At 71.5% G+C, this 24844-nt stretch carries 24 protein-coding genes; 12 read left to right on the forward strand and 12 right to left on the reverse strand.

Annotation, left to right across the window (positions count from 1 at the left end; translation table 11 throughout):
- Window positions 1-623 (reverse strand): DEAD/DEAH box helicase (locus tag ABZ576_RS16395; RefSeq protein ID WP_360740665.1); only part of this gene is annotated, 623 nt, incomplete at its 3' end.
- A 250-nt stretch (window positions 624-873) separates the two neighbouring features.
- The gene (locus tag ABZ576_RS16400) at window positions 874-1077 is read right to left on the reverse strand and encodes a cold-shock protein (RefSeq protein ID WP_007383480.1); all 204 of its coding nucleotides are present in this window, start codon (window positions 1075-1077) and stop codon (window positions 874-876) included.
- 390 nt (window positions 1078-1467) lie between these two features.
- On the opposite strand from ABZ576_RS16400, the gene ABZ576_RS16405 reads away from it, so the two are divergent.
- Window positions 1468-2793 carry a tryptophan 7-halogenase gene (locus ABZ576_RS16405; RefSeq protein WP_360740667.1) on the forward strand — a complete coding sequence of 442 codons (1326 nt, stop codon included), beginning with the start codon at window positions 1468-1470 and terminating at the stop codon, window positions 2791-2793.
- A gap of 73 nt (window positions 2794-2866) precedes the next feature.
- Window positions 2867-3673 (forward strand): methyltransferase domain-containing protein, encoded by an 807-nt coding sequence (locus tag ABZ576_RS16410; protein WP_360740669.1) that lies wholly within the window; start codon window positions 2867-2869, stop codon window positions 3671-3673.
- A gap of 74 nt (window positions 3674-3747) precedes the next feature.
- Here ABZ576_RS16410 and ABZ576_RS16415 read toward each other — a convergent pair whose 3' ends face one another.
- The 9 genes from ABZ576_RS16415 to ABZ576_RS16455 form a co-directional block, all read right to left on the reverse strand.
- Window positions 3748-4929: a hypothetical protein gene (locus tag ABZ576_RS16415; protein WP_360740671.1), complete on the reverse strand. Its 1182-nt coding sequence runs from the start codon at window positions 4927-4929 to the stop codon at window positions 3748-3750.
- 71 nt (window positions 4930-5000) lie between these two features.
- Window positions 5001-6077: a hypothetical protein gene (locus tag ABZ576_RS16420; RefSeq protein WP_360740673.1), complete on the reverse strand. Its 1077-nt coding sequence runs from the start codon at window positions 6075-6077 to the stop codon at window positions 5001-5003.
- Window positions 6078-6084: 7 nt separating this feature from the next.
- On the reverse strand, window positions 6085-7401 hold the full coding sequence (locus ABZ576_RS16425; RefSeq protein ID WP_360740675.1) for an aminotransferase class I/II-fold pyridoxal phosphate-dependent enzyme: 1317 nt from the start codon (window positions 7399-7401) through the stop codon (window positions 6085-6087).
- Between the two features lie 8 nt (window positions 7402-7409).
- Window positions 7410-8621 carry an aminotransferase class I/II-fold pyridoxal phosphate-dependent enzyme gene (locus ABZ576_RS16430; protein ID WP_360740677.1) on the reverse strand — a complete coding sequence of 404 codons (1212 nt, stop codon included), beginning with the start codon at window positions 8619-8621 and terminating at the stop codon, window positions 7410-7412.
- Window positions 8618-9352: an FAD-binding oxidoreductase gene (locus tag ABZ576_RS16435; RefSeq protein WP_360740679.1), complete on the reverse strand. Its 735-nt coding sequence runs from the start codon at window positions 9350-9352 to the stop codon at window positions 8618-8620. The genes ABZ576_RS16430 and ABZ576_RS16435 overlap by 4 nt, the downstream gene beginning before the upstream one ends.
- Window positions 9353-9456: 104 nt before the next feature.
- Entirely contained in the window at window positions 9457-10815 is a 1359-nt protein-coding gene (locus ABZ576_RS16440) for a cation:proton antiporter (RefSeq protein WP_360740681.1), read from the reverse strand.
- Between the two features lie 87 nt (window positions 10816-10902).
- The gene (locus tag ABZ576_RS16445; RefSeq protein ID WP_360740683.1) at window positions 10903-11817 is read right to left on the reverse strand and encodes a phytanoyl-CoA dioxygenase family protein; all 915 of its coding nucleotides are present in this window, start codon (window positions 11815-11817) and stop codon (window positions 10903-10905) included.
- Between the two features lie 135 nt (window positions 11818-11952).
- On the reverse strand, window positions 11953-12153 hold the full coding sequence (locus ABZ576_RS16450; protein ID WP_360740685.1) for a hypothetical protein: 201 nt from the start codon (window positions 12151-12153) through the stop codon (window positions 11953-11955).
- Window positions 12154-12465: 312 nt separating this feature from the next.
- Window positions 12466-13452, reverse strand: coding sequence for a helix-turn-helix transcriptional regulator (locus tag ABZ576_RS16455; protein WP_360740687.1), 987 nt, complete (start codon window positions 13450-13452; stop codon window positions 12466-12468).
- A gap of 405 nt (window positions 13453-13857) precedes the next feature.
- On the opposite strand from ABZ576_RS16455, the gene ABZ576_RS16460 reads away from it, so the two are divergent.
- From ABZ576_RS16460 to ABZ576_RS16500, 9 genes are all read left to right on the forward strand, one after another.
- Window positions 13858-14145, forward strand: a complete 288-nt coding sequence (locus ABZ576_RS16460; protein ID WP_360740689.1) for a hypothetical protein — start codon at window positions 13858-13860, stop codon at window positions 14143-14145.
- Between the two features lie 167 nt (window positions 14146-14312).
- Entirely contained in the window at window positions 14313-14507 is a 195-nt protein-coding gene (locus tag ABZ576_RS16465) for a hypothetical protein (RefSeq protein WP_360740691.1), read from the forward strand.
- Window positions 14508-14582: 75 nt separating this feature from the next.
- Window positions 14583-15539 carry a 2OG-Fe dioxygenase family protein gene (locus tag ABZ576_RS16470; protein WP_360740693.1) on the forward strand — a complete coding sequence of 319 codons (957 nt, stop codon included), beginning with the start codon at window positions 14583-14585 and terminating at the stop codon, window positions 15537-15539.
- A complete protein-coding gene (locus tag ABZ576_RS16475; RefSeq protein ID WP_360740695.1) occupies window positions 15536-16462 on the forward strand; it encodes a fatty acid desaturase in 927 nt (308 codons plus the stop codon). Before ABZ576_RS16470 ends, ABZ576_RS16475 begins: the two co-directional genes overlap by 4 nt.
- The gene (locus ABZ576_RS16480; protein ID WP_360740697.1) at window positions 16455-16889 is read left to right on the forward strand and encodes a GFA family protein; all 435 of its coding nucleotides are present in this window, start codon (window positions 16455-16457) and stop codon (window positions 16887-16889) included. The genes ABZ576_RS16475 and ABZ576_RS16480 overlap by 8 nt, the downstream gene beginning before the upstream one ends.
- Window positions 16890-16949: 60 nt before the next feature.
- Window positions 16950-18008, forward strand: a complete 1059-nt coding sequence (locus ABZ576_RS16485; protein WP_360740699.1) for a radical SAM protein — start codon at window positions 16950-16952, stop codon at window positions 18006-18008.
- Window positions 18009-18051: 43 nt separating this feature from the next.
- Window positions 18052-19383: a hypothetical protein gene (locus ABZ576_RS16490; RefSeq protein WP_360740701.1), complete on the forward strand. Its 1332-nt coding sequence runs from the start codon at window positions 18052-18054 to the stop codon at window positions 19381-19383.
- A gap of 56 nt (window positions 19384-19439) precedes the next feature.
- Complete coding sequence (locus ABZ576_RS16495) at window positions 19440-20747, forward strand: peptide ligase PGM1-related protein (RefSeq protein WP_360740703.1); 1308 nt, start codon at window positions 19440-19442, stop codon at window positions 20745-20747.
- On the forward strand, window positions 20744-22009 hold the full coding sequence (locus tag ABZ576_RS16500; protein WP_360740705.1) for an MFS transporter: 1266 nt from the start codon (window positions 20744-20746) through the stop codon (window positions 22007-22009). Before ABZ576_RS16495 ends, ABZ576_RS16500 begins: the two co-directional genes overlap by 4 nt.
- Window positions 22010-22077: 68 nt before the next feature.
- On the opposite strand, the gene thrS is transcribed toward ABZ576_RS16500, so the two are convergent.
- Window positions 22078-24045, reverse strand: a complete 1968-nt coding sequence (thrS, locus tag ABZ576_RS16505; RefSeq protein ID WP_360741111.1) for a threonine--tRNA ligase — start codon at window positions 24043-24045, stop codon at window positions 22078-22080.
- 282 nt (window positions 24046-24327) lie between these two features.
- Between thrS and ABZ576_RS16510 the strand changes: the two genes are divergently transcribed.
- Window positions 24328-24831 carry a DUF4440 domain-containing protein gene (locus ABZ576_RS16510; protein WP_360740707.1) on the forward strand — a complete coding sequence of 168 codons (504 nt, stop codon included), beginning with the start codon at window positions 24328-24330 and terminating at the stop codon, window positions 24829-24831.
- Window positions 24832-24844: the final 13 nt, after the last annotated feature.

The raw sequence follows: 24844 nt of genomic DNA on the forward strand, positions 1-24844 counted from the left end.
CGGCCGGGCGTCGCCACGACGACCTCCGCGCCGCCGCGCAGCGCACTCGTCTGCCGGCCGATCGACACGCCGCCCACCACGGTGGCGAGCCGCAGGCCCAGGGCCCGGGCGTACGGGGTGAGCGCGTCGGTGACCTGCTGGGCCAGTTCCCGGGTGGGTACGAGGACGAGGGCGAGCGGCTGCCGGGGCTGGGCCCGCTGCCCCTCCAGCCGGGCCAGCACCGGCAGCCCGAAGGCGAGCGTCTTGCCCGAGCCCGTACGGCCCCGGCCCAGGACGTCACGGCCCGCCAGCGCGTTCGGCAGCGTCGCCGCCTGGATCGGGAAGGGCGCGGTGACGCCTTCGGCGCCGAGAGCGGCCGACAGCCGGGCCGGCATGTCCAGTTCGGCGAACGACTCCACCGCGGGCAGCGGCTCGGTCAGGGTGACCGGCGGCGCGAACTCCTGCCGCCGCGCGGCGGGGCGTGCGCCCTGGACAGGCTTTCGCCCGGTGCCCTGACGGAAACCCTGGCGGTCCGAGCCCTGTCCGCGGGCGCGGCTGCCGGGAGCGGCGCCGGTGGAACGGGGGGACTTCCGGTCCGCGCGGGAGCCACCGGATGTGCCGGGGGTGCGACGCGTGCGGTTCATGAGGAACCTTCCTCGATGCGGCGTATCGAGGAATTGCGTCCAGCGGTGCCTACCGCGCGCGAATTCGCAAGAATGAGCCGGAGAAAAATGTGTACAGCCGGCCCGCTCGGTGGGGAGGCCGGAGTCGTCCGCGGTCTCCGGTGAATCCGGGGAGCGGGTGAACGCATGAGGCTGGGGCCCGCATCCCGAGAGAGCGGGCCCCAGCCACATGATGCGCGAGCCGGTGGCTCGCGACGATTTCGCGTCAGCGTCAGGCGGGAACGATGTTCTCGGCCTGCGGGCCCTTCTGGCCCTGCGTGACGTCGAAGGTCACCTTCTGGCCTTCCTGAAGCTCGCGGAAGCCGGAGGTGGCGATGTTCGAGTAGTGGGCGAACACGTCAGCGCCGCCGCCGTCCTGCTCGATGAAGCCGAAGCCCTTTTCCGCGTTGAACCACTTCACGGTGCCAGATGCCATATTGAATCTCCCTTGGGGGGCAGTGCCGGTCTCCGCACCTTGCGGAGCCGAGTCGCCGCGATGATCACCCCTCCGGAAAGATCCGGAAAGCTCTGCAAAGAAAAATTCTCTGGCAACCAAAACTGCAACTGCTATCACGCTAACACAGGTGGGTCGGCACGGGCCATGCGTTTTGGTGGTCGACAGAATTTCCCGTCCTGCCACATCCAGTAATTCTGTACCGGCTGCATCAGATTTTCGGGTGTCCGGGCAGCCCGCACCCGCGCGGCCCGGCCCGGTGGACTGCTTAGGCCAGGTCCGGATCAGGCCAGTCGGGATCGCTGACACGGCCTCGGGCGGTGGGAGAACCTGCTGGTCACGCGAACGACGCAGCATCGGAGGGGTTCCAGCGTGAAGCGCGAAATCATCGTGGTCGGCGGTGGCACGGCAGGTCTGATCGCCGCCATCACCCTTACTCGTACGTGTCCTGAGACGGACGTCACCGTCATCCGCTCGGCCGCGCTGGGCACCATCATGGTCGGCGAGGGCACCTTCGCGAACACGCCCACCTACCTGCACGACGTCCTCGGGATACCGCAGGACGACTTCTACGCGAAGGTCAACCCCGTCTGGAAGCTCGGTGTCCGGTTCCACTGGGGCCCGCGCCCGTACTTCGACTATCCCTTCAACGAGCAGTTCGACAACCAGATCCTGCCGGCCCGCCACAAGCCGTGGGGCTACTACCACCTGGACGAGTACGAGGGCGGCTCGCTGCCGGCCGCCGTCACCGGCCGGGCCCCGGCGAAGAACTTCGGTTACCACATCGAGAACCAGCCGTTCGTCGCCTACCTGGAGCAGCACTTCGAGAGCCTCGGCGGGAAGCTCCTCGACGCCAAGGTGGCGGCTGTCGAGACCGGCGAGGCCGGCGTCGAGTGCCTGGTCCTGGACTCGGGTGAGCGGTACACGGCGGACTTCTTCGTGGACGCGTCCGGATTCCGCGCGGAGCTGATCCACAAGGCGCTCGGTGAGCCGTTCGTCAGCATGCGCGACCACCTGTTCTGCGACAAGGCGGTCGTCGGCGGCTGGACGCGCGAGGACGAGCCGATCCAGCCGTACACGACGATGGACACGATGGACGCCGGCTGGTGCTGGCGCATCGACCACGAGAACGTCATCAACCGCGGGTACGTCTACAGCAGCGCGCACATCAGCGCCGACGACGCGGCCGCGGAGCTGGTGCGCAAGAACCCGAAGATCGACCCGAGCAGCCTGCGGGTCGTGCCGTTCGAGGCGCGGCACGTCCGCCGGCCGTGGGTGAAGAACGTCGCCGCCATCGGCAACGCCTGCGGCTTCGTCGAGCCGCTCGAAGCGACGAACATCCAGGTCATCTGCATGCACGCGGAGCGGCTCGCGCGGGCACTGAACGCCGGCGGCCTGAACGACCCCGACATCGCGCAGGACTACAACGAGGCCGTCCAGCTCCAGTGGGAGGACATCCGGGACTTCCTCGCCCTGCACTACCGCTTCAACACCCGCCTGGACACGCCGTTCTGGCGGATGGCGGTCCGGGAGACCCCGCTGGGCGGTCTGGAGGAGTACGTCAAGCTCTACCAGGAGGGCGGCCCCGCCCTGTTCGCGGACGCGGCCGGCCGGCCGGGGAGCATGTTCGGCTACGACGGCCACCTCGCCGTGCTGCTGGGCCTGCGGGCGCCGTGGGAGGACGGCGGCATCCGCTGACCGGTTCTTCGTCCCGCCCGTCGCCGTGTGTACGGCGGCGGGCGTCGTCAGGTCCGCTCAACGAAGAGGCATCATGATCGACCACTCCCTCGTCTCCCGGCACTACGAGTCCTTCAGCGAAGGGCCACGGCTGCGGAAGTCACGCGTCCGCCGTCTCGAGTACGACACCACCCTGCACGTCCTGGACGGGCACCTCTCCCCGCGGTCCGCCGTGCTGGAGCTGGGAGCCGGCCACGGGGCCTACTCCTTCCGCCTCGCGCGGCAGGGCCACCGCGTCACGGCCACCGACCTCGTCGACGTCAACGTCGACGCGATGCGGGCCCTGGCGAAGGAGGAGGAGGGGCTCGACTCGGTCGACATCCGCCGGGCCGACGCCACGAGCCTCGACGACTTCACCGACGGCGCGTACGACGCGGTGCTGTGCCTCGGCCCGTTCTACCACCTGCGGACGCGTGCGCTGCGCCGCCGCTGCCTGCTGGAGTGCCGGCGGGTGGTGCGCGACGGCGGCACCGTCGCCGTGTCGTACATCAACCGGGTCTTCGCCGTGAACTACCTGCTCAGGAACGGCAAGCCGCTCACGGCCGACCAGTACGCGTCGCTGACGGACCCGGACGACCAGCGCGTGGACTACCCGGACGAGTTCTTCAACGTCACGCACTTCTCCACGCAGGAGGCCGTCGAGGCGGAGCTGCGGGCCGCCGGCCTGGAGATCGTGGAGCACGCCGGCACGGACGGGGCCTGCGGCTTCTTCCCGGAGACCCTGGAGGAACTCGACGAGCGCGCCTACCTGGAGTACCGGGCCTACCACCTGGCGACCTGCTCGCAGCCCTCGCAGCGGGGCGCCAGCAGTCACTGCCTCGTCGTCGCGCGGAAGATCTGACCCACGCCGTTCCCAGCGCCCTGCCAGCGTCCTGCCAGCGCCCGCCCGGCACCCGCCGGGCGGGCGCCGGCGCGTCACGCCGCGGCCGTCGCCGCCACCCCGGACACGATCCGTTCGGCGTCCTCGCCGTGGAAGGTGTTGATGCCGACCCGCCGCCGGCCCCAGGCGTCGCACCGCGCGTATCCCAGTCCGATGCCGAACACGCCGGGTACGGCGTCGTGGCCCGCGTCCAGGACACGGCACGCGTCGTCGACCCGGACCGTGCGGTCGCCCGTCGGTATCCGTTCCCCCCACCGGTCGAAGAGCGGCACCGCCCGGGTGCGGTACCCCAGGGCGTGGACCACCAGGCCCGCCTCGGCGAGAGCCGATCGCGCGCCGGCGGAGGCGGTGTGGCGGAGCGTGAGCCGGGGCTCGCGGCCCCGGAGCGCCCGCAGGCACAGCTCGCGCGGTCCGGAACGCAGTCCGTGGAAGCGGTTGATCACGCCGGACTCCGGACAGGTCTCCAGCCGGCCGGCGAGCTCCGGTGGCACGGAGCCGGCCTCGGCCGGATCGGTGTAGGACAGCGCGAGGTCGCGGTGGACGAGGACCAGGCCGCCCGGAGGTATCGCGTCACCGAACCGGTCGAGCAGCAGTCCGGCGGCGGCGAAACCGCTGTGCGAGCCGCCGAGGAGGGCGATCCTGCCGCCCGCCCGGAGCACCCGCGCGGCCTCGTCGAGCCGCCCGGACATCAGCTCCGCCGAGCCGATCACCCGGCCCGGCGGAATGCCGTACGCCTCGGACACCTCCCGGGTGTCCTCGTAGCCGCCGGTCGCGAGCACGACCGACTCGGACGTGACGAGCGCGGCCCCGGACCGGTCCACGCTCGTCCAGGAGCCGTCGCGGTTGCGGCGGACCGCCCGGACGTCCGCCCCGTAGCGGAACCCGTGCGGAAGGACGTCCTCCACCGCCCGCGAGAGATCGTTCACGAACTCGCCGACCAGGGGGAGCGGAACCTGGCGGTCGTGGCGCTCCCGCAGCAGCCGGCCGGCCCGGCCGCGCAGCGCCGCGGCGAAGGTCCCGTCGGGGCGGACACCCGCCAGGAAGTCCCCGCCGACGGAGTTGGCGTCGATCAGGAAGGGGAAGCGCAGGCCGTCCAGGGCCGTGGGACTCGGTGACCGGTCGAGGAATTCCACCCCGCCGGCCAGCAGCCGCGGCAGCGCGTCCCGGCGGTCCGCCGCGAGGGCGAGTCCCAGGGCGGCCGGGCCGCATCCGATCACTTGGCAAAGCACCCCGCTCACCGCGCACCTCGGCTTCCTTGGCATGTCGACGACTTCCGGGTCACGTGTCTCTACCGGACGGCTGCGGGCCGGGGGGCGTCCGGCGCGCCGCTGGACAGCCGCACCTCGACGGGGTGCGGCAGGGCGAGCAGTTCGACGAGGGCGGAACCCTCCACCGCGGCGCGGAAGTACCGCTCGGTGTCGGCGGACGGGAGGCCGGCCGGTCCCTCGACGGCGCAGTCCACCGTCTGGAAGCCGACCGCGGCCGAGGGATCGACCAGCATCAGCCCGCGCAGGTCCAGCAGCCCGTGCGCGTGGACGGTCCACTCCCCGGTGCTTCCGGTGGCGGCCGTCTGGGCGCGCGCGGCGAGCGAGGCCAGCTCGGCGGCGAGGGCGAGGACGACGTACTCCTGCGGATTGGGTGCCCAGTCCACACCGGCGAACTGCTTGGCCTCGTCGACGCGCAGGGGCAGGTCGCTGCCGCTGTGGTCGAGGCCGGCGGACTCGAACTGGGTGCCGCTGATCCACGTCACCCGGCGGCGGACCGTGCGTTCCCCACCGGCGCCGGCGGGGCTCGGCGCGGGGGTGCAGGCGAGTTCCCGCCCGTCGTGGCGGAAGCGCAGCTCGGTGTCGTCCTTGACCGTGCGGTGGTTGGGGCTGCGGTCCAGGATCTGCCGGGTCACCTCCTCGATCAGCGCGGCGTCCGCGTCGGACCGGGTGCTGATGTCGTAGCCGAGCCGGCGTACCCGGGCGGTGGGCAGGAAGTCCGCCTCGCCCGGCAGCACGTCCGCGGAGATCACCATGTCGATGCCGTCGAAGGTGATGCCCCGGGCGCTGCCGCCCGCGATGGCCGTCTTGAGCGAGCACACGCCCACGGCGGCGAGCGCGAGATCGAGCGGTGTGTGCTCGCGCGCCGGGGAGCCGGCCCGGTCGCCCGGTGAGCCCCCCTGCCACCCGTCGGCGAGATCGAGCTCGAAGCGGCGCGCGGACTTCACCCGCCCGAGGATCGCCGGACGCGTCCACGCGCGCAGTCCCCGTCCCGGCCGGAAGCGTGCGGCGGCGTGGTAGTGGAACTGCGCCTCCCGGGCGTCGTCACGGATCTCGTTGACGAACTCGCTGGAACTGGCGACGTTGAAACCGTTTCGCATGTCTGTCCTAGATCGATTCGAGGGCCTGGGCGATGTCCGCGATGAGGTCTTCGGTGCGCTCCACGCCCGCGGAGTAGCGGACCAGCCCCGGCCGGATCCCGATGGACGCGCGCTGCGCGGCCGTCAGCGAGCAGTGGGAGGTGTTGAACGGCAGGCTGACCAGCGACTCCACGCCGCCGAGGCTGGTGGCCACGTACGGGATCTCCAGGGCGGCGCAGAACTTCAGGGCGCCGGTGTCCCCGCCCGCCACCTCGAAGCCGACCATCCCGCCGTATCCGCCGCTTCCGCCGTTCCCGCCGCGGACGTCGTCCCTCAGGTGCGGGTGCGGGTAGTGGTCCAGCGACGGGTGGTGGACGGCCAGGACCTTCTCGTGGCCGTCGAGGAAGGCGGCCAGCGCGGTGGCGTTGTCGTTGTGCGCCCGCATGCGCAGGGCCAGCGTCTTCAGGCCGCGTTCCAGGAGGTAGCAGGCGAGCGGCTCCATGGTGCCGCCGAAGCGGAGCGCCTGTGCCCAGATCCGGTCGACGAACTTCCTGCTGCCGGCCACCACGCCGGCCGTCACGTCGCTGTGGCCGTTGAGGTACTTGGTGGCGCTGTGCACGACGATGTCCGCGCCCAGGTCCAGCGGCCGCAGGTTCACCGGCGACAGGAAGGTGTTGTCGACCACCAGCAGGGCGTCGTGCCTCTTGGCGATCTCGGCGATGGCCCGCAGCCGGGGCGCCTTGAGCAGCGGATTGGTCAGGCTCTCGAAGAAGAGGAGCTGGGTCTCGGGCCGGATGGCCGCCTCGATGGCGGCCAGGTCGGTGGAGTCCACGAAGGTGACCTCGCGGCCCGCCGACGGCATGTCCTCGCGCATGAGGTTGTAGGTGCCGCCGTAGACGTCGTACGCCGTGACGATGTGGCTGCCGTTGTTGGTCAGCGCGTAGATCGTGCTGGCGATCGCGCTCATGCCGGACGAGGTGACCACGGCGCTCTCGGCCCCTTCGAGCGCGGCGGCCTTCTCCTGCACCGACCACTGCGAAGGATTGCCGTACCGGGTGTAGATGGGCACGTCACGGGTGGCGCCCCGCTCGAACGCCGCGTAGCTCAGGTCGTCCAGGAGGAAGGTGCTGGTCTGGAAGACGGGCGTGCCGACCGCGCCGGTCACCGGGTCCTCGTACGTTCCGCCGTGCACGGCGACGGTCGCCGCCCCGAGGGAGGGGTCGACGGCCCGGTGGTGGACGGAGCGCGGGCCGGGATTGCGGCGCCGCTTGAGGTCGTTGAGCCACTGCGCGTCGTCCTCGAGTCCGGCCCGGAAGCCGACTGCTGTCCGGTCTTGCTCGCTCACGGTTCTCCTCATGTGGTCTGGAGTGCGAAATCTCGGGGGAGGGGCGCCGGTGCCCCGGACCTGTGCCGCGCCACGGCGCCGGCCATCCGCCGGACGATCCGGGTGAGGATCGGCTCGGTGGTGGCGAAGTTGAGGCGTACGAAACCCCGGCCGGGCGCACCGCAGCTGCCGCCGTCCACGGTGGTGACGCCCGCCTCGCGGCGGAAGAACTCCGCCAGGTCGTCACCGGGCAGGGCCAGTTCCCGGCAGTCCAGCCAGCCCAGGTACGTGCCCTCGGGCGGCAGGTAGCCGGCTCCGGGCAGGTGCTCGCGGAGCAGGTCCCGCAGCAGGTGCCGGTTGCGGTCGAGGCGGGCGCGCACGCCGTCCAGCCAGGGCTCGCCGTCCCGGTACGCCGCGGTGCCGGCCACCACCCCGAGGATGGACGTGCCGTCGGTGGCCAGCCGGCCGAGCTCCGCCCAGCGCGCGCGGTCGGCGTCGTTGGTGAGCACCATCTGGGCGCACTTCAGGCCGGCGATGTTCCACGCCTTGGAGGCGGACACGGCGGTGAGGGTGTGCCGCGCGGCGGCGGCGGAGGTCGAGGCGTAGGGCACGTGGCGGTGGCCCGGGTGAACGAGCGGGGCGTGCACCTCGTCGGCGAAGACCCGTCCGCCGTGCCGCTCGACCACGTCGCCGATGGCGGTCAGTTCCGCGGTGTCCAGCACCCTGCCCAGCGGGTTGTGCGGATTGCACAGCACCAGCAGGTGTCCGCCCGCGCGGTACGCCCGGTCCAGGGCGTCGAGGTCGTAGACGTACCTGCTGCCCGACCGCACCAGTTCCACCGGGATGACCCCGCGGCCGAGCAGGCCGGGGACGGTGAGGAACGGCGTGAACGTGGGGACGGGGACGATGACGGGTGAGCCGGGCCGGGAGAAGTGCTCGACGGCCACGTGGAAGGCGCGGATGACGTCGGGGAGCAGCCGTACGTCGTCCGGCGCGACGTCCCACCCGTGGGCGCGGCGCTGCCAGTCGGCGCACGCCTCGCTCAGTCCGGCCGCAAGCCCGGGAGGCAGGTAGCCGAGGAGGTTCCTGCGGAGCGCTTCGCTCAGTGCCGTGATGACCGGGGGTGCCGTGCCGTAGTCCATCTCGGCGGCGCACGCGCCGAGCAGGCCGGGCCCGGACCCGGTCCACTTCAGGTGTCCCGCCTCCCGCAGCGCCCGCGCGGTGATGTCGTCGCCGCTCATCGGGTGCGCGGGGGGCGGCCCGCGGGATCGGTCCGGACGGAGGCGGGGGGCCGTCCGGCGGCCAGCAGGGCGTCGACCACCATGGCCTGGTAGGCGGGCGGTCCGCAGACGTACGTGGTGGGCGCGTCCATCGCGGTGACGACGTCCCGTACGGTGCCGGCGTCGAGCCTGCCCTCCGTGCCGGTCAGCCGCAGGTCGAGGCGCATGCGCCCCCGGTGGGCGCGCTCCAGCTCCTCCAGTGCGCCGACGAACGGGGTGGTGTCGCGGTGGCGTCCGGAGTAGTGCAGGCGGACCTTGCGGTCCGAGGAGGCCAGGGCGTACTTGCACAGGGAGTACAGCGGTGTGATGCCGAGCCCGGCCGCGAAGAGCAGGATCTCGCTGTCGGACTCGTCGAGGGTGAACTGCCCGGTCGGCGGGAGGGCCTCCAGCGTCATCCCCGGTACGGCCTTCTCGTACAGCCAGTTCGACCCGGGCCCGCCGGGCGCGGCCTTGACCGTCACCGCGAGGCGGGGGTCGGAGACCGGGCAGGTGGAGATGGAGTACGAGCGCATCACGGGCCGGTCGGCGCCGACGGGGAGCCGCAGGGTGAGGAACTGCCCCGCGCGGTAGTCGAGGAGCCGGGCGGCGCTGCCCGGTGCGGGCTCCAGTACGAAGGTCTTGACGTCCCGTCCCTCTTCGACGATGCGGTCGATGCTGACGTGGACGAGTGGAACGCCGGCTGGTCGGTTCATGGACGGGTTTCCTTCATCGGGATACGGATCTGTGCCTGCGGCGGCCCGCGCACCGCCGGGACGTGCGCGCAGACGTCCCGGCGGTGCCGTGCGGACCGGACGGTTCAGGCAGCGCTGCGCGCACCGACCAGGTCTTCGGCGCGGCGCGCGCCGGGCGAGGGGGCGGCGGCGTCCGGTGCCGTGGCGGGCTCCTGGGCGGCCGGCGGACGCTTGGCGGCCCATGCCCGCCGGGCGTCCTCCTCCTGCCCCGGCTTGAAGTGCAGCCGGTAGAGCGGCAGTGCCAGCGCCGTCGTCAGGACGGCGATCAGGACCAGGATCGAGAACAGCTCCTTGCCGATGAGGCCGAGCGAGAGCCCGATGTTGATGAAGATGAGGATCATCAGCCCCCGGGCGTTCATCAGGCCGCCCATCGCGACGGACTCGCCCCAGCCCCACCTGAAGGAGCGCAGGACGGTCAGCGAGGACAGGAACTTGGAGGCGAAGCCGGCGGCGAAGAGCACGGCCAGCGTCCAGACGTAGGTGCCGCTGGATGCGCCCGTGAGGTCGGTGTTCAGCCCCGAGAAGGCGAAGAAGACCGGCAGGAACAGGCAGCGCACGGCCTGCATCAGGCGCGTGTTCAGCAGCGCGGCGAAGCCGGGGACGCGCGGCAGCGCGACGCCGCAGACGAAGCCGCCGAAGACCGAGTAGATGCCGATGTAGTCGGTGAACCACCCGGCCGCGAGGACCGTCCCGAGCAGGGCCGCGAAGAGACCGTCGCCGATCTCCCCCTCGCGCACCGCCTTCTCCATGGAGGCGCGGAACAGCCGCGGCAGCACGGCGAAGGCGACGCCCAGGAACAGCACGGCGGGGACGATGGTGCGCCAGGAGGCGAGCAGACTGCCGTGCACGAACAGCGCGCTCACCACCGCCAGGATGCACCAGGCCGCCGCGTCGTCGATGGCCGCCGCGCGGACCGCGACACCGCCGAAGTCGGTGTGCATCATGCGCCGTTCCTGCAGCACCCGGGCGAGCATCGGGAACGCCGTCAGGGACAGCGCGCCGCCGACGAACAGCATGAACAGCGGCAGGCCGACGCGGGAGGGCCGGTAGTCGTCCGCGATGTACCAGGCGGCCGCGGCCCCGACGAGCAGCGGGACGACGACACCGGCGGCCGACAGCACCACGGGCAGCGCCTTGTCCCTGCGGCTGCCCGGGTGGTACTCGTGCTCCAGCCCGACGAGGAACATGTACAGGCACAGCCCGACCATGGCGATCACGTACAGCGTCGGCTTCACCGAGGCCGAGAAGACGTAGCCGCTGAAGTCCGGCGCCAGCGCGCCGAGCACGGTGGGCCCCAGGACGATGCCCGAGAGCATTTCGCCGACCACGGCCGGCTGCCCGACCCGGGTGGCGAGGCGCCCGAACATCCGGGCGGCCAGCACGATGACGCACAGGGCCGCGGTCACCGCGAGGAGAAGTTGCATTTTGGGGTCGTGCATCGGTCCGACGACCTCCGCCCTTTCGTTCAGATGACGCGGGTATCGGCTCGGGACGGCCTCGGCCGCGCCGGCTCAGCGGCTGACGGTGCCCTCTTCCAGGCGGCGCACCATGCGGCGCGTCGTCTCCAGCGGGGTCTCGCCGAGCGACGGCTCGGTGAATCCGCCGCGCTCGTTGATCCCGGCGACCTTGGCGTTCCACTCCTCGTGGCCGCGGAAGGCGATCGACTCCCCGGGCGAGTAGGCCGGCCACTTGCGGTACTGGTTGGCGGCGGAGCCCGGCTCGCCGCGGACCAGGACGGGGTCGAGGTACAGGCCCTCGTTCGCGACGAGCGTGGACGTGGCGATGTACCCGATGTCCAGGCCGCAGCGCCGCTTGGGCGAGGTGTTGGCCTCGGAGCAGTGCAGGATGTTCGGGTGGTGGATGGAGACGTCGCCCGGCTGGAGTTCGATGTCCACGACGCCGGCCTTCTCCGTCCAGTCCCGGACGATCTCCTCGCGGGTCTGGGAGTACAGCATGTTGGCGACGTCGGTGCGCACCGTCGGCGCGTGGATGGGCAGTTCATGGCTGCCGGGGATGATCCGCAGGCAGCCGTTCTCCGTGGTGGACTCGTCGATCGCCGCCCACACGGTCAGCGCCTCCATGGGCTTGAGCTTCCAGTAGGCGCCGTCCTGGTGCCACAGCACGGGGCGGCCGTCATGCGGCGGCTTGCAGACGTAGTGCGAGGTGAAACACGCCAGGTCGGGGCCGAGGATCAGCTCCGCGATGTCCACCAGGCGCTCGTCGGTGACCAGGCGTACCCAGAAGGCGTCGTTGCGCATGAGCGGGTGGTGGTACTCCTCCGGCCGCAGATGCGGGTAGCGGCGGCCGAGCCACTCGACGTGCTCACGCGCTTCGGCGATGAGGTCCTGGTCGAGGACGTTGCGCAGGATCGCGAAGCCGTTCTTCTCGTACTCGTTGAGGACGGCGGCGGTGTCGATGTCGGACATGGGAAAACCCCCACTGGTGTGCATGCGTGAGAACCGTGAGAACGGCGAGAACCGTGAGAACCGTGAGATCGGCGAGAACCGTGAGAACCGTGAGAACGGGGTGAAGAGACCGGGTGGTGGCGGGCCGCCGGCCCGTCACTGCCAGCCGGTGGTGTCCTGGACGGTGGCCGGGGCGGGGGACTGCCAGCCGGTGGTGGCGTCCAGGGCCTGGGTCCGGGTGGTGGGACGGGTGGTGTCCTGGGCGGTGGCGGCGGTGGCGGTGGTGGCGAGTGCGGCGCAGGAGGCGACGAGGATCGCGGCGAGGGCCTTGGCGGTGCGGCGGCGTGCGACGGACATGGCTACTCCTGTGGTGCGTCGTGCGGTGGTCCCTCGGGGCCGGCAGCGCCCGCCGGCCGGGCCCGGCGCGGGTGTGCGCAGCGGTGCCCTCTTTCCGGTGGGGCAGCTGGTGTGTGACTGCCGTGTAACCCCGTGAGCAGCACTTTTGTCGACCGGACCGGGCGCTGTCACCGTTCTGCGCTGTCCTGATCCGGCGGTGTCATAAGCAGTCCACCCCCGAGCCGGAATGCGCCCCCGAACGGGCGGAGGCCGGGTCGCGCCGAGGTGGTCCCCCGGCACGACCCGGCCTCGCATCCGGCTCGGCGACGTCGTCTAGGTGGCGTCGTCCATGGTGATCCATCCGCGCAGCGCGGCCTGCGCCCCGGCCTGGAAGCGGCTGCGGGCGTCCATCTTGTCCATCAGGTCGGCGGCGATGCGGCGGACGGTGCGGGAGGAGACGCCGACGCGTTTGGCGATGTTCTCGTCCGTGTGCCCCTTGGCGAGCAGCTTCAGCACCTCGGCCTCCGCCGCGGTCAGCCCCCGGTCGTCGCGCTCCTGCGCCTTGTCGGAGCCCAGCGGCGTGGCGCGTTCCCACGTCGACTCGAAGAGCCCGCACAGCGCCGCGAGGATCCCCTCGCCGCGCAGCACCACGGCGCCCATGGAGCTGTCGTCGCGCGTGACGGGGACGAGAGCCGTCGACCGGTCCATGATCAGCATCCGGATCGGGAGCGACGGCACCGTGCGGACCTGGCCGCCCTGCTCCGCCAGCCAGTTGGCGTAGGCCACCGTGGGCGGATTGTTGCGGAGGCTGTCCAGGTACAGGGTGCGCATCCTGACGCCGCGCCGGAGCAGTTCGGCGTCCTGGGGCTTCGCGGCTTCCATGTTCGCCGCCGTCTGGGCGCCGTCCGGGGTGAAGGCGAGTACCTCCTCCTTGACCTCCGCGCACAGGAGGCGAATACGGTCCCGTATCTCGTCGAGGTGGTAAAGCCGTTCTATCTCCCCGTTTCCATTGTCCTGTACCCGGGAGAACTCCGCGATGATCTTCTCGGCCGCGTATTTCGCGTCTTCCAGCTGTTGCTGGGCGGCGGCGAGTTCTGCCTGGCGTTCGGCCAGGAGCACTTTCATTCCGATCTGCGGCGAGACGGCGTGCATCCGGTTGGGGTCGTCGGCCGCGGGGCGAACGAGTGCCAGTTCGCTGAGCCGGTCGAGCTCGGCTCTCAGATCGGCTTCCGAGAGGCCGGTGAGCTCTCTGATCCGGTCGAATCCCTCACTGGGGTGGGCGAGCATCGTCCGGTAGACGAGCTCGGTCGTCGCTTCCATGCCTAGTGTTTCCGGCATTTGAGTGCCCATCTCTTTCAGTGCAACCGGTAATTCCTTACCGGCACAGGTGAAACCGAGACTACACAGCCCGCTGCTAAGAGGGCAGATGCGGGGGTGGGGGTGGCCAGGACCGATGATTCACACGGCAACGACTATCGGCCGCTATCCGGCCCGAATACCCGGGCCCGCGGGATGCGGCACCGCGCCCCGCAGCCCCGCAAGTCGCGTCGGGGACAACGAAGTTGCGCGCGGGCTGTGCGTCCGCTTCCGTCCTCGTCCGCATACGGCCCCGACATTTTCTGGCCAATGGGACACGGCTCATCGATGCTCGCAGACATGAGACTTGTTCATGTGCGTCTTGACGGCCCCCCGGTGCCCATCAAGCCCGATTTCTCATCGTTCATCATGGCTTGCGCCACCGAGGAGGACCGCCTCGGACACGTGATGGTCCACGAAGGGCCACCCCCGACGGTCGGTCTCTACCTCGCCGCGGAGTCCCTGGAGCGGGCGGAGCGCACGGCGTACGGCGTGGTCCGGCGAGCGCTCGACCGGCTCCCGGAGTTCGCGGGCACCTCGGCCGTCTGCTGCGGCACCCCTCTGCTCGTGCCCTACTACGAGCGGCTGCTGTCGACGGCGCTCCCGGGGGGTGGACTGCTTATGACACCGCCGGATCAGGACAGCGCAGAACGGTGACAGCGCCCGGTCCGGTCGGCAAAAGTGCTGCTCACGGGGTTACACGGCAGTCACACACCAGCTGCCCCACCGGAAAGAGGGCACCGCTGCGCACACCCGCGCCGGGCCCGGCCGGCGGGCGCTGCCGGCCCCGAGGGACCACCGCACGACGCACCACAGGAGTAGCCATGTCCGTCGCACGCCGCCGCACCGCCAAGGCCCTCGCCGCGATCCTCGTCGCCTCCTGCGCCGCACTCGCCACCACCGCCGCCACCGCCCAGGACACCACCCGTCCCACCACCCGGACCCAGGCCCTGGACGCCACCACCGGCTGGCAGTCCCCCGCCCCGGCCACCGTCCAGGACACCACCGGCTGGCAGTGACGGGCCGGCGGCCCGCCACCACCCCGTCCCGACGCCACGGATCGCCCACCACCCAGCTCGCCAAAGGTTCACTCGATGCACGACTCCACATTCAGCGATGTCATGTCGGAAGTCCTGGAGATCAGGGAGCAATACGTCAGGGACCGCTCGGTCTTCGTCGAGGGCGCCCGCATGGTGCGTATTCTCCGGGCGCTCGGCGCCACGGACGAGGACCTGGAGAAGATCAGGCTGGTCAGTGACAACCTGTCGCCGGACCCCACGCTGCCCTTCCGGGAATCGAAGAACGGCCGGTTCTGTTTCGACTTCGACCGGTCGGCGGCGTACCGCCTCGAATCCCAGCCCTTCGCCCTCTCGGCGGAAGAGGACTTCGTACGGCACGACTCCGGTCAGACCCGCGTCTTCGAGGAGATTGGGGACGACCTCCAGGGCAATACCGCCTTCCAGGCACTCCTCGCCTTCAAGTCGCTGGTCTTCCGGGAGGTGCCGACCGCGCCGAGGCCGAAGCTCGACTACGGCAATCCCAGCTGGATATGCACGGTCTTCAACCTGCGGACGATCAGCACCCCCGACCTCGTGGGCGAGCCGGCCCTGGAGGGCGTCCACAGCGACGGCGTGGACCACACCATGACCACGTTCCTCGGCTGTACCAACATGACGGACGACAGCGCCGTCACGTTCCTCCACGACATGCGGGAGAAGAACGCCACGCGCTGGAACGAGACGGACCCGGAGCTGGTCCTGGGCCAGTGCCGGCACCGGCACTTCCTCGACACCCTGATCGTGGTCGACCACGAGCGCAAGCACAGCCTGTCGCCCGTCTCGGCCGTCGACGAACGGCAGCCGGCCACCCGGGACATGCTCATCTTCTTCACGCGCAAGCCCGTCCTCGAGGGGCACATCTCGCATCCGTACGACTCCCTCAAGGCCCACGACCGGCTCCCCATGGTGATCGGCCTGCCCTCGCCGGCGGCGCGCGGGGAGCTGGTGGGGGCCGGCGGTCCGGTGGCCGGAGGCACGGCGCGATGGGCGTGAGCACACCCGAACGGCGGCTCGACACCGCGCTGCTGAGGCAGCTGGCCATGGCGAGCCGGCGCCGGGTCGCCGTCCGGGCCGTCCTCATCCTCGCGCTCTACGCGGCCGGGGTCACCGCCTCGCTGCGCTTCGGGTTCTCCTGCGGCGTGGCACTCGTCAGCTCCGCCGTGCTGGGCACGGTACTGGCCGGCTTCCTGAACGCGGCCCACGACTGCCTGCACCGCTCGCACCTGCGCTCCCGGCGCGGCAACCGGATCATGGGCGCCGTCTGGTCCACCCCGTTGCTGGTCAACTTCAGCGTCTACCGCTACCAGCACCTGGTGCACCACCGTTTCACGGCGGTGGAGGGGGACACCGAGTCGCACCGGACCTACGCCACCGTGGGCAGCTACCTCTACGCACTGACCGGTATCGCCCTGTGGCGGCACACCCTGGCCGGCCTGCTGGAGTCGTCCCGGGGCACGTTCCCGCCGAGCGTCAACTCCGAGGAGCGCCGCAGGGAGGCGCGCCAGGACGACGTGGCGATCGCCTGCTGGCTCGTCCTCATGGTGGCGCTCACCTTCGCCTTCCCGCGCGAAATCCTGCTCGCCTACTGGCTCCCGCTGTACTTCTCCGGGCCGGCGATCATCTTCCTCGCGCTGCCGGAGCACTACGGGCTCTACGGCTCCCCGGAAGTGACGCGCAATACGCGCACGGTCAGGTCGAACCCGCTGGCCCGGTTCGTTCTGTGGAACGCCAACTACCACGCGGAACACCACCGTTACCCGGCGGTGGCCACCCTCAACCTGCACCGGCTGCACCGGTCCATGCCCGTCCCCCACCCCATTCAGGAGAAGTCCTACCTGGGCTTCCACACCAAGCTGGTGAAAGCCATCAGCGCCAAGGACCAGAGTTCGCTGAAAGGACCCGATCCCGATGTCTGATCAGGCGGCACCCGTCTCCACCACCGATCCCGTCGAGCGGGTCTGGTACCACGGGCAGTGCCACTGCGGCGGAGTGAAGTTCTCGGCCGCCGCCAGCCGCAACCTCACCATCACCCTGTGCAACTGCGGGATCTGCTTCATGTCGGGCCACCAGGAGCTCATGATCCCCGAGGAGCGGTTCGAGCTGCACCAGGGCCAGGAGTTCCTCAAGCCCTACCGGTTCGGCAACAAGATCGCCGACCACACGTTCTGCGCCGTCTGCGGAATCATGCCGTTCTACCGCCCGCGCTCGCACCCGACCGGCTTCTTCAGCGTCAACGCCCGCTGTCTCGACCTGGGAGCCGCGGAGAACATCGAGTACGTCGAATTCGACGGACAGAACTGGGAAGAGAGCATCGCCGCGGGAAAGCACGTCCTGACGGAATAGCCCCCCACGGCCCGCGCACCGGTCCGCGCATTCCTTTCCGAGAAGACCTTGCGAGAATCCATGGAAACCCTGCACCCACCCGTCCAGCCGGTGCACCAGACACCGGAGTCGACACCGATCGAGCGTTTCGTCTGGGACCTGACCTACGCGTGTCCGCTGCGCTGTCAGCACTGTCTGTCCGAGTCCGGCAGGCGCCCGGCGAGCATGCTCCGCCGTGCCGACGCGCTGAAGGTCGCCGACGTCATCATCGGCGCCCGGCCCAAGCGCCTGTCGATCGGCGGCGGCGAGCCGCTCCTCGCGCCGTGGTGGGAGGAAGCGACCCGGCGGCTCACCGAGGCCGGGGTCCCCACCACCATCTTCACCAGCGGCTGGCTGATGAACGGGGCGATCGCCGGCCGGCTCGCCGATGCGGCCACCGGCGTCGCGGTCAGCGTCGACGGCCCCGGCGGCACGGTGCACGACGTGATCCGCGGCCGCGCCGGCTCGTTCGAGCGGTCGATGGCCTCCCTGGAGCACCTCGACCGCGTCAAGCGGGAGCGCCGGGAGCAGGGCCGCAGCTGCTACCGGCTGGGCGTCGAGTACACCGTCACGCGCAGCGGCTGGGAGGGCAAGGAACGGTTCGTCGAGGACATCACCACCCGCTTCCCCGAGGTCGACTACATCACCTTCGGCGCGGTGATCCCCGAGGGACTCGCCCAGGAGGAGGCCTTCGCCTCGCGGGAACTGCTCAGCGACGAGCAGCTGGTGGCGCTGAGCGAGGCGGAGGCCGAGCTGGCCTCCCACGCCAGGAGCGCGGCACACGTCTCCGTCACCGACGCACGGCTGTTCCTGCCGACGTCGCCGCTGAGCGCCGAGGGCGAGACCATCGCGCACATCGAGGCGAGCGGGCAGCTCAGGGCCGTCACCAACTACGAGGCCAAGGTGGGCAGCGTCCTGGAGGAGCCGCTCGACGTCCTGTGGCGCCGGGCACTCGACTGGCGCAACGACCCGTTCGTGGCCCGGCAGCGCAACTCCATCCGCAGCCTCGACGACTGGGCGCGCGTCACGCGCCTGCTCGACCGGCGCTACGGATCGGCCGCGGACAAGCTGCGCATCGCACGGCGGGGCGATGCCGCATGACTCCGGTGCGCCGTCGCCGTCCGGCCGGGGAGCGGCAGCGGACATGATCGTGGAATCGGTCTTCTACCACTCCCTCGTCGGGGACCTCGGGGGGCGGCGTGGCGGGTCCTTGCTCGCTCCCGCCCGCCCGCCCGCGGCCGTCCCCCGGATCGAGGGAGTGGGGGACGCCCTGGCGCAGACTCTCGCCCTGCTGCGCCGGCGCGTGGACGAGGCGCACGAGGTGATCGACACCGTCCTCGCCGGGACCCCCGGCGGCTTCCCCCGGGTGCCGCCGGCTCCCGCGGAACGCCGGGCGCTCACGGAGCACGCGCACACCCTGCTGCACACCTACCTCGACCGCTTCATGGGGATGGTCTTCAACGGCGAGGAGTCGGTGCGTCTGCCGGTCGGCGGCAAGCGCCTGAAGAAGGTGTCACGCCGGCTGCACGACGCGGTCGAGGAGTGCGCCGCCGCGTACGCCCCCGTGACGGACCTGGCCGGGGTCCTCGCACAGGAGCACCCCGGCTTCGCCGCCGCGACGTACGAGCGGGTGTCGGCCGCGCTGCTGGTGCTGGCCGCCTGGGACGCCTCGCACACGGGCCCCACCGGGGAACTCACCGGGAGCCTGCTGCGCAGCGTCGAGCGGGACGGCCGGATCAGGCTCGGGCTGTTCGTGTGCCCGCCCGTGGACTTCACCCGGATCGACGGGGAGCGGCCCGAGACGTACCTGCGCGACCACATGCACGGCAGCGTCCTGAGCCGGCTGGCCGGGCGGCTGCGGGAGCTGTTCCTCGGCCTGGCGGACGCCGGGGTCGAGGTCGAGCTGCGCACGCTCATCGGCGACACGGACGAGGACGACTACCTCTGGTACGGCGTGCCCGCCCCCGCGCACCTGGACCGCGTGGCGCTGGACGCCCGCAGGGAGGCGCTCGTCACCACGGTCGCCCGGTACCTGACCGAGGAGGTCCCCGGCGCCCGCGGCCCCCGCCCCCGGGTCTTCCGCGGCGCCGCCCTGACCGTCCAGCGGCTGTCCGCGACGGCGCCCTCGACGGAATGCCGGAACGTGTACGAGTCCGTGCTGGCGGACCCTGCCGCGCACTTCGACCGGCGGGACGTCGACGCCGAGATGGCCATCATGCGGGGCCTGTGGGAGCCGGGCTCCTACTACGAGGGGCTGCCCGAACCCGATGACGCCACCCTCGCCGCGATCGTCGTGCGCAAGTTCGCGACCTACGCGATGCAGGGCCGGCTGCTGCGTGAGCTCGAACCCGACCTGGTGCTGGTCCAGACCGAACGGCCACCGCTGCTGCGCTCGCGGATGCTGAACGCCGGCTGGGACGGCACCGGCCGCTCGCCGCTGCCGACCGTCGAGTTCTTCGCGCCCGAAGACCGCTGACGGCGCCCGGGCACCGAGCCGCCCACCGGAGAGACACGAGAAGAGCCACCTGACACATGCCGAAGATCATCATCCTGAACGTGGGCACGGCGCACGCGCTCGGTGACCACGCCTCCAGCACCCACCCCATCACCAGATCGGGCTGGCGCCACGCCTGGTTCGCCGACCGGGGGGACGTCATCGTCAGCCCCGTGGCCGTCGGCCGGGACTTCCTGCGGTACCTGGGCGAGACGCTGGGGTTCGACCCCGCAAGCGTCACCGTCCTCAGCCGGGAGCGGCTCGTCACGGACGAGTTCCTGCTGTCCGAGGACGTCCTCGCCGAACTGCGCGAGCTGACCGGCGACGGCTCAGGCTGGCGGCTGATGCCCTGCTTCTGGACGCAGGGCGTCGCCGAGCTGGCCGCACGCCTCGGCATCGGGCCGCGGGCCGGACTCGGCTTCGCCGCCCAGCGCGGGGCCGACCTGCTGAACCGGAAGACCCATTTCCGGCAGCTGGCCGCGGGCGCGGGCCTGCCGCTCCCCGAGGGCTCCGTGGCGCGGACGCCGCGCGAGCTGGCCGAGGCGATCGAACGGCACCTGCCGTGCACCGGCACCGTCATCGTGAAGCAGGACGACGGCGCCGGCGGTCTGGGCAACCTGACGCTGACGCGGGGCGAGGCGGTCCCGCTGCCCGGATCGCGCGAGACCCGCCAGGCAGGCGAGGACATCCCCGCGCTCGCCGAAGAGGTCTGGGCCGCCCTCGCCGACGAACTGAGCCACGGCCTGGTGGTGGAGAGCTACCACGACTCCACCCACCAGTTCTATCTGGAGTACGCCATCGGCGACGACGGCGTCCCCGCCTTCCTCGACAGCGGTGAGATCCGGCTGCGCCCGGACACCGACCCGGACTCGACCGAACTGGTCTGGGTCGGCCTGGACATACCGGCCACGCTGCCGCCGGCGCTCACCGCCGAGGCGATGCACCAGTCGCTGCGCCTGGCCGCGCTCACCGCGCAGATCGGCTACCGGGGCCACCTCAACATCGACGCCATCGCCACCACCACCGGCGACCTGGTGTTCAACGAGATCAACGCCCGGTGGGGCGGCGGCCTGGTCGCGCACGTCATCTGCGAACGGCTGATCGGCAGGGGGTATGCGGACCACCACGTGGCCGCGACCCTCCGGGACGTGCCGCCGGCCCCGCTGGAGGACGTGCTGCGGACCCTGCGCGAGGAGCGGCTCGGCTTCGACCGGGACACGAACGAGGGCGTGCTCGTCCTCGCCTGCGACCCCCTGCTGGTCAACGACACCGAGTGCCTGGTCGTCGGTGCGACGAGGGACCGCGTCCGGGAGATCGAGGAGCGGCTGAGGAAGGCCCTGGCATGAAGACGGGTCCCCTGCGCCGACGCGCCTTCCGCAGGGTCTTCCTGGGACGGTCGCTCTCGCTGGTCGGTGACGCGGTGGTGCCGGCCGCCCTGGCCCTGGCCCTGCTGCGGGCCACCGGCTCCGTCTCGTCGCTCGCGCTCGTCCTCGGGTGCGCGATGGTCCCCAAGCTCCTCCTGCTGCCGGTGGGCGGTGTCGTCGCGGACCGCTTCAACGCGCGGACCGTCGCCGTCGCCACCGACCTGGTGCGCTGTGCGGCGCAGCTGCTCGTCGGCCTCCAGCTCCTCGGCGGCGAGCCGTCGGTGGGGCTCATCGCCGCGGCCGAGGTGGTGGGCGGCGCCGCGTCGGCGTTCGCCACTCCCGCGCTGTCCCCGCTCGTCGGCGCCACGGTCGGCGCCGAGGACCGGCAGCGCGCCAACTCCCTGCTGGGCACGGCCGGCAGCGTCGCCCGCCTGGGTGGGCCGGCCCTCGCCGGACTGCTCATCTGGTCGGCGGGCCCGGGCTGGGCGTTCATCCTCGACGCGGTGACGTTCGCGGCCAGCGCGGCGCTGCTGCTGGGCGTCCGGGTCGCCCACGCCCCGCTGCCGAAACGGTCCTTCCGCTCCGACCTCCTGGAGGGCTGGACCGAGGTGCGCAGCCGCGACTGGTACTGGACCAGTCTCATCGCGCACGGCGTCTGGAACCTCACCGCGGCGGTGTTCATGGTCCTGGGACCCGCGATCGCCGTCCGCTCGCTGGGCGGCGAAGGCGCTTGGGTCGCCGTGCTCCAGAGCGGCTCCATCGGTGTCCTCGTCGGCGCGCTGCTCGCCGGGCGCCTGCGGGTGCGCCGGCCGGTGGCGGCGGGGAACCTCGCCGCCGGGCTCTACGCCCTCCCCCTGGCCGCGCTGGCCGTGCCCGCCCCCGCACCCGTCGTCATCGGCGCCTACGGCGTCGCGATGGCCGGCCTCGGCTTCCTCGGCCCGGTGTGGGAGACCACGCTCCAGAACACGATCCCCGAGCACGTGCTGGCCCGGGTCGTCTCCTACGACTGGCTCATGTCCCTCGGCGCCATGCCCGTCGGGTACCTCCTGGCACCCCTCGCCGCCTCGGCGTGGGGGAGCGGGGCGGCCCTGGCGGCTTCGGCGCTGCTCGTCGGCGGGGCGTGCGCGGCCACCCTGCTCGTGCCCGGGGTGCGCCGCTTCCTCGTCACGGCCGGGGAACGGCACCCCGGCCCGCAGCCGGGCGGAGCCCGGACGGCGGAGCCGGCGCGCGGCGAGGCCGCGTGAGACGCCGACACGGCGGCCCGCACCACCCCGGTGATGCGGACCGCCGTGTGCCGGGCCGTGCGGAGCCGTCAGTCCTTGAGGCCGGGGAACAGCTCGGCCGTCGGCGAGGCGTTCTCGCGCCGCTGCACCCAGTCGACGACCGTCTCCACGGCCTTGTCCACCGGGACGCCGTTGAGCTGGCTGCCGTCGCGGAACCGGAAGGACACCGCCCCGGCCTCCGCGTCCTTCGCGCCCGCGAGGAGCATGAAGGGAACCTTCTGCGTGGTGTGCGTGCGGATCTTCTTCTGCATGCGGTCGTCGGAGACGTCCAGCTCGGCGCGCAGGCCCTTGAGGCGCAGCGCCTCCTCCACCCGGCGCAGGTGCGGGATCTGCTCGTCGGAGATCGGGATGCCCACCACCTGCACCGGGGACAGCCAGGCCGGGAACGCGCCCGCGTAGTGCTCGGTGAGCACACCGAAGAACCGTTCCAGCGAACCGAACAGCACCCGGTGGATCATCACCGGGCGCTGCCGGGAGCCGTCCGCGGCCGAGTACTCCAGGTCGAAGGCCTCCGGCAGGTTGAAGTCCAGCTGGATGGTGGACATCTGCCAGGTCCGGCCGAGGGCGTCCCGGGCCTGCACGGAGATCTTCGGCCCGTAGAAGGCGGCACCGCCCGGGTCCGGCACCAGCTCCAGACCGGATTCCTCGGCGGCCGTGCGCAGCGCGTCGGTCGCCTTCTGCCAGATCGCGTCCGAGCCGACGTACTTCTCGTCGTTGCGCGTCGACAGCTCCAGGTAGAAGTCGTCCAGGCCGAAGTCGCGCAGCAGGTCCAGGACGAAGTCCAGCAGCGACTTCAGCTCGTCCTGCACCTGGTCCTCGGTGCAGAAGATGTGGGCGTCGTCCTGGGTCAGCCCGCGCACCCGGGTCAGGCCGTGGATGGTGCCGGACTTCTCGTAGCGGTAGACGGAGCCGAACTCGAACATCCGCAGCGGCAGTTCACGGTAGGAGCGGCCGCGGGAGCGGAAGATCAAGTCGTGGAACGGGCAGTTCATCGGCTTGAGGTAGTAGTCCTGCCCCGGCTTGCGCACACTGCCGTCGGCGTCCAGCTCGGCGTCCAGGTGCATGGACGGGTACATGCCGTCCTTGTACCAGTCGAGGTGCCCGGAGGTCTGGAAGAGGTTCCCCTTGGCGATGTGCGGCGAGTTGACGAAGGAGTAGCCGGCGGCGAGGTGACGCTGCCGGGAGTAGTTCTCCATCTCCATCCGGACGATGCCGCCCTTGGGGTGGAACACCGCGAGACCGGAACCGATCTCCTCGGGGAAGGAGAAGAGGTCGAGTTCGGTGCCCAGCCTGCGGTGGTCGCGCCGCTCGGCCTCGGCGAGCAGTTCCAGATGGGCGTCGAGCGCCTCCTGGGACTCCCAGGCGGTGCCGTAGACGCGCTGGAGCTGCTGGTTGTTCTGGTCACCGCGCCAGTACGCGGCCGCCGTACGCATCAGCTTGAAGGCCGGGATGTGCTTGGTGGTCGGCGCGTGCGGGCCCCGGCACAGGTCGCCCCAGACCGTCTCGCCGCTGCGGGGGTCGACGTTGTCGTAGATGGTGAGTTCGCCGCCGCCGACCTCCATCACCTCGGCGTCGTCGACCTCGCTCTTCAGGTCGACCAGCTCCAGCTTGAACGGCTCGTGGGCGAGCTCCTCCTTCGCGGCCTCCACGGACTCCACCACACGGCGGGAGAACCGCTGCGACCCCTTGATGATCTGCTTCATGCGGCGCTCGAGCACCACCAGGTCGTCGGGGGTGAAGGGGCGGTCGACCTGGAAGTCGTAGTAGAAGCCGTCCTTGATCGGCGGTCCGATGCCCAGCTTGGCCTCGGGGAACTCCTGCTGGACGGCCTGGGCGAGCACATGGGCGCACGAGTGACGGATGACGCTGCGCCCGTCCTCGCTGTCCGCGGTGACCGGCTCGACCACGGTGTCGGCCTCGGGCGCCCACGACAGGTCGCGCAGACGCCCCTCGGCGTCGCGCACCACGACGACCGCCCGCGCCCCCTTCGCAAGCACTCCGGCGTCGCGCAGCGCGGTACCGGCGGTCGTCCCGGCCGGCACCGTCACGCTCGGTGGGATCACGGACTGGGCAGCACCTGCTTGCGACACGGAAGACTCCTCGAAAGGGATCGGCATTTGGTGGCGATGCTAACCACGGCACGGCCGCGCGGAAGGGCGGTTCCCGGGGCCCACCGCCCCCTGCCCGCCGATGCGTCAAGGCCACCCCCGGTACCGTGCACGTGGCCTCTGACCAGGCACTTCATCTCACCACTCCCCGTCGCAGCCAGGAGACAGCCCATGTCCGCACCCGCTTCCCACCGCTCTTCCGCTTCCGCTTCCGGCCTGTCCGGATCCGGACAGAAGGAGGCCGATACCGTCTGGTCGGTCGTCACCGGGCTGTACACCGCCCACCGGGACGGGGACGTGGGGCAGGTGGACGAGCGGCTGGATCCCGAGGCCACGATCTGGCACTCCGAGGCGGAGCCGCTGCTGCTGGGCAAGGGGGACCTCGACCGGCTCCGGGCCGGCCGCGAGGCCACCGCGTCCGGTCCGCGGGTGGCGTCCTACCGCGCCTACGACCCCGTGATCGACGTGTCCGGGCACATGGCCCTGGTGCGCTACTGGCTCCGGGTCGACTACGCCCCGCGGGCGGACGGTACGGCGCCGCGCCCGGAACGGGTGCGGAACACGGCCGTACTGCGCCGGAGCGCGGCCGTCTGGCGCATCGTGCACCTGCACGAGGAGGTCTGGGAGGCGGGGGAGGCGGGGGACGGGCCTGAGCCGAGCGCCGGGCGGGCGTGACACCGTCGGCCGG

This window comes from Streptomyces sp. NPDC013455 (genome assembly GCF_040632975.1).
Lineage (GTDB): Bacteria > Actinomycetota > Actinomycetes > Streptomycetales > Streptomycetaceae > Streptomyces.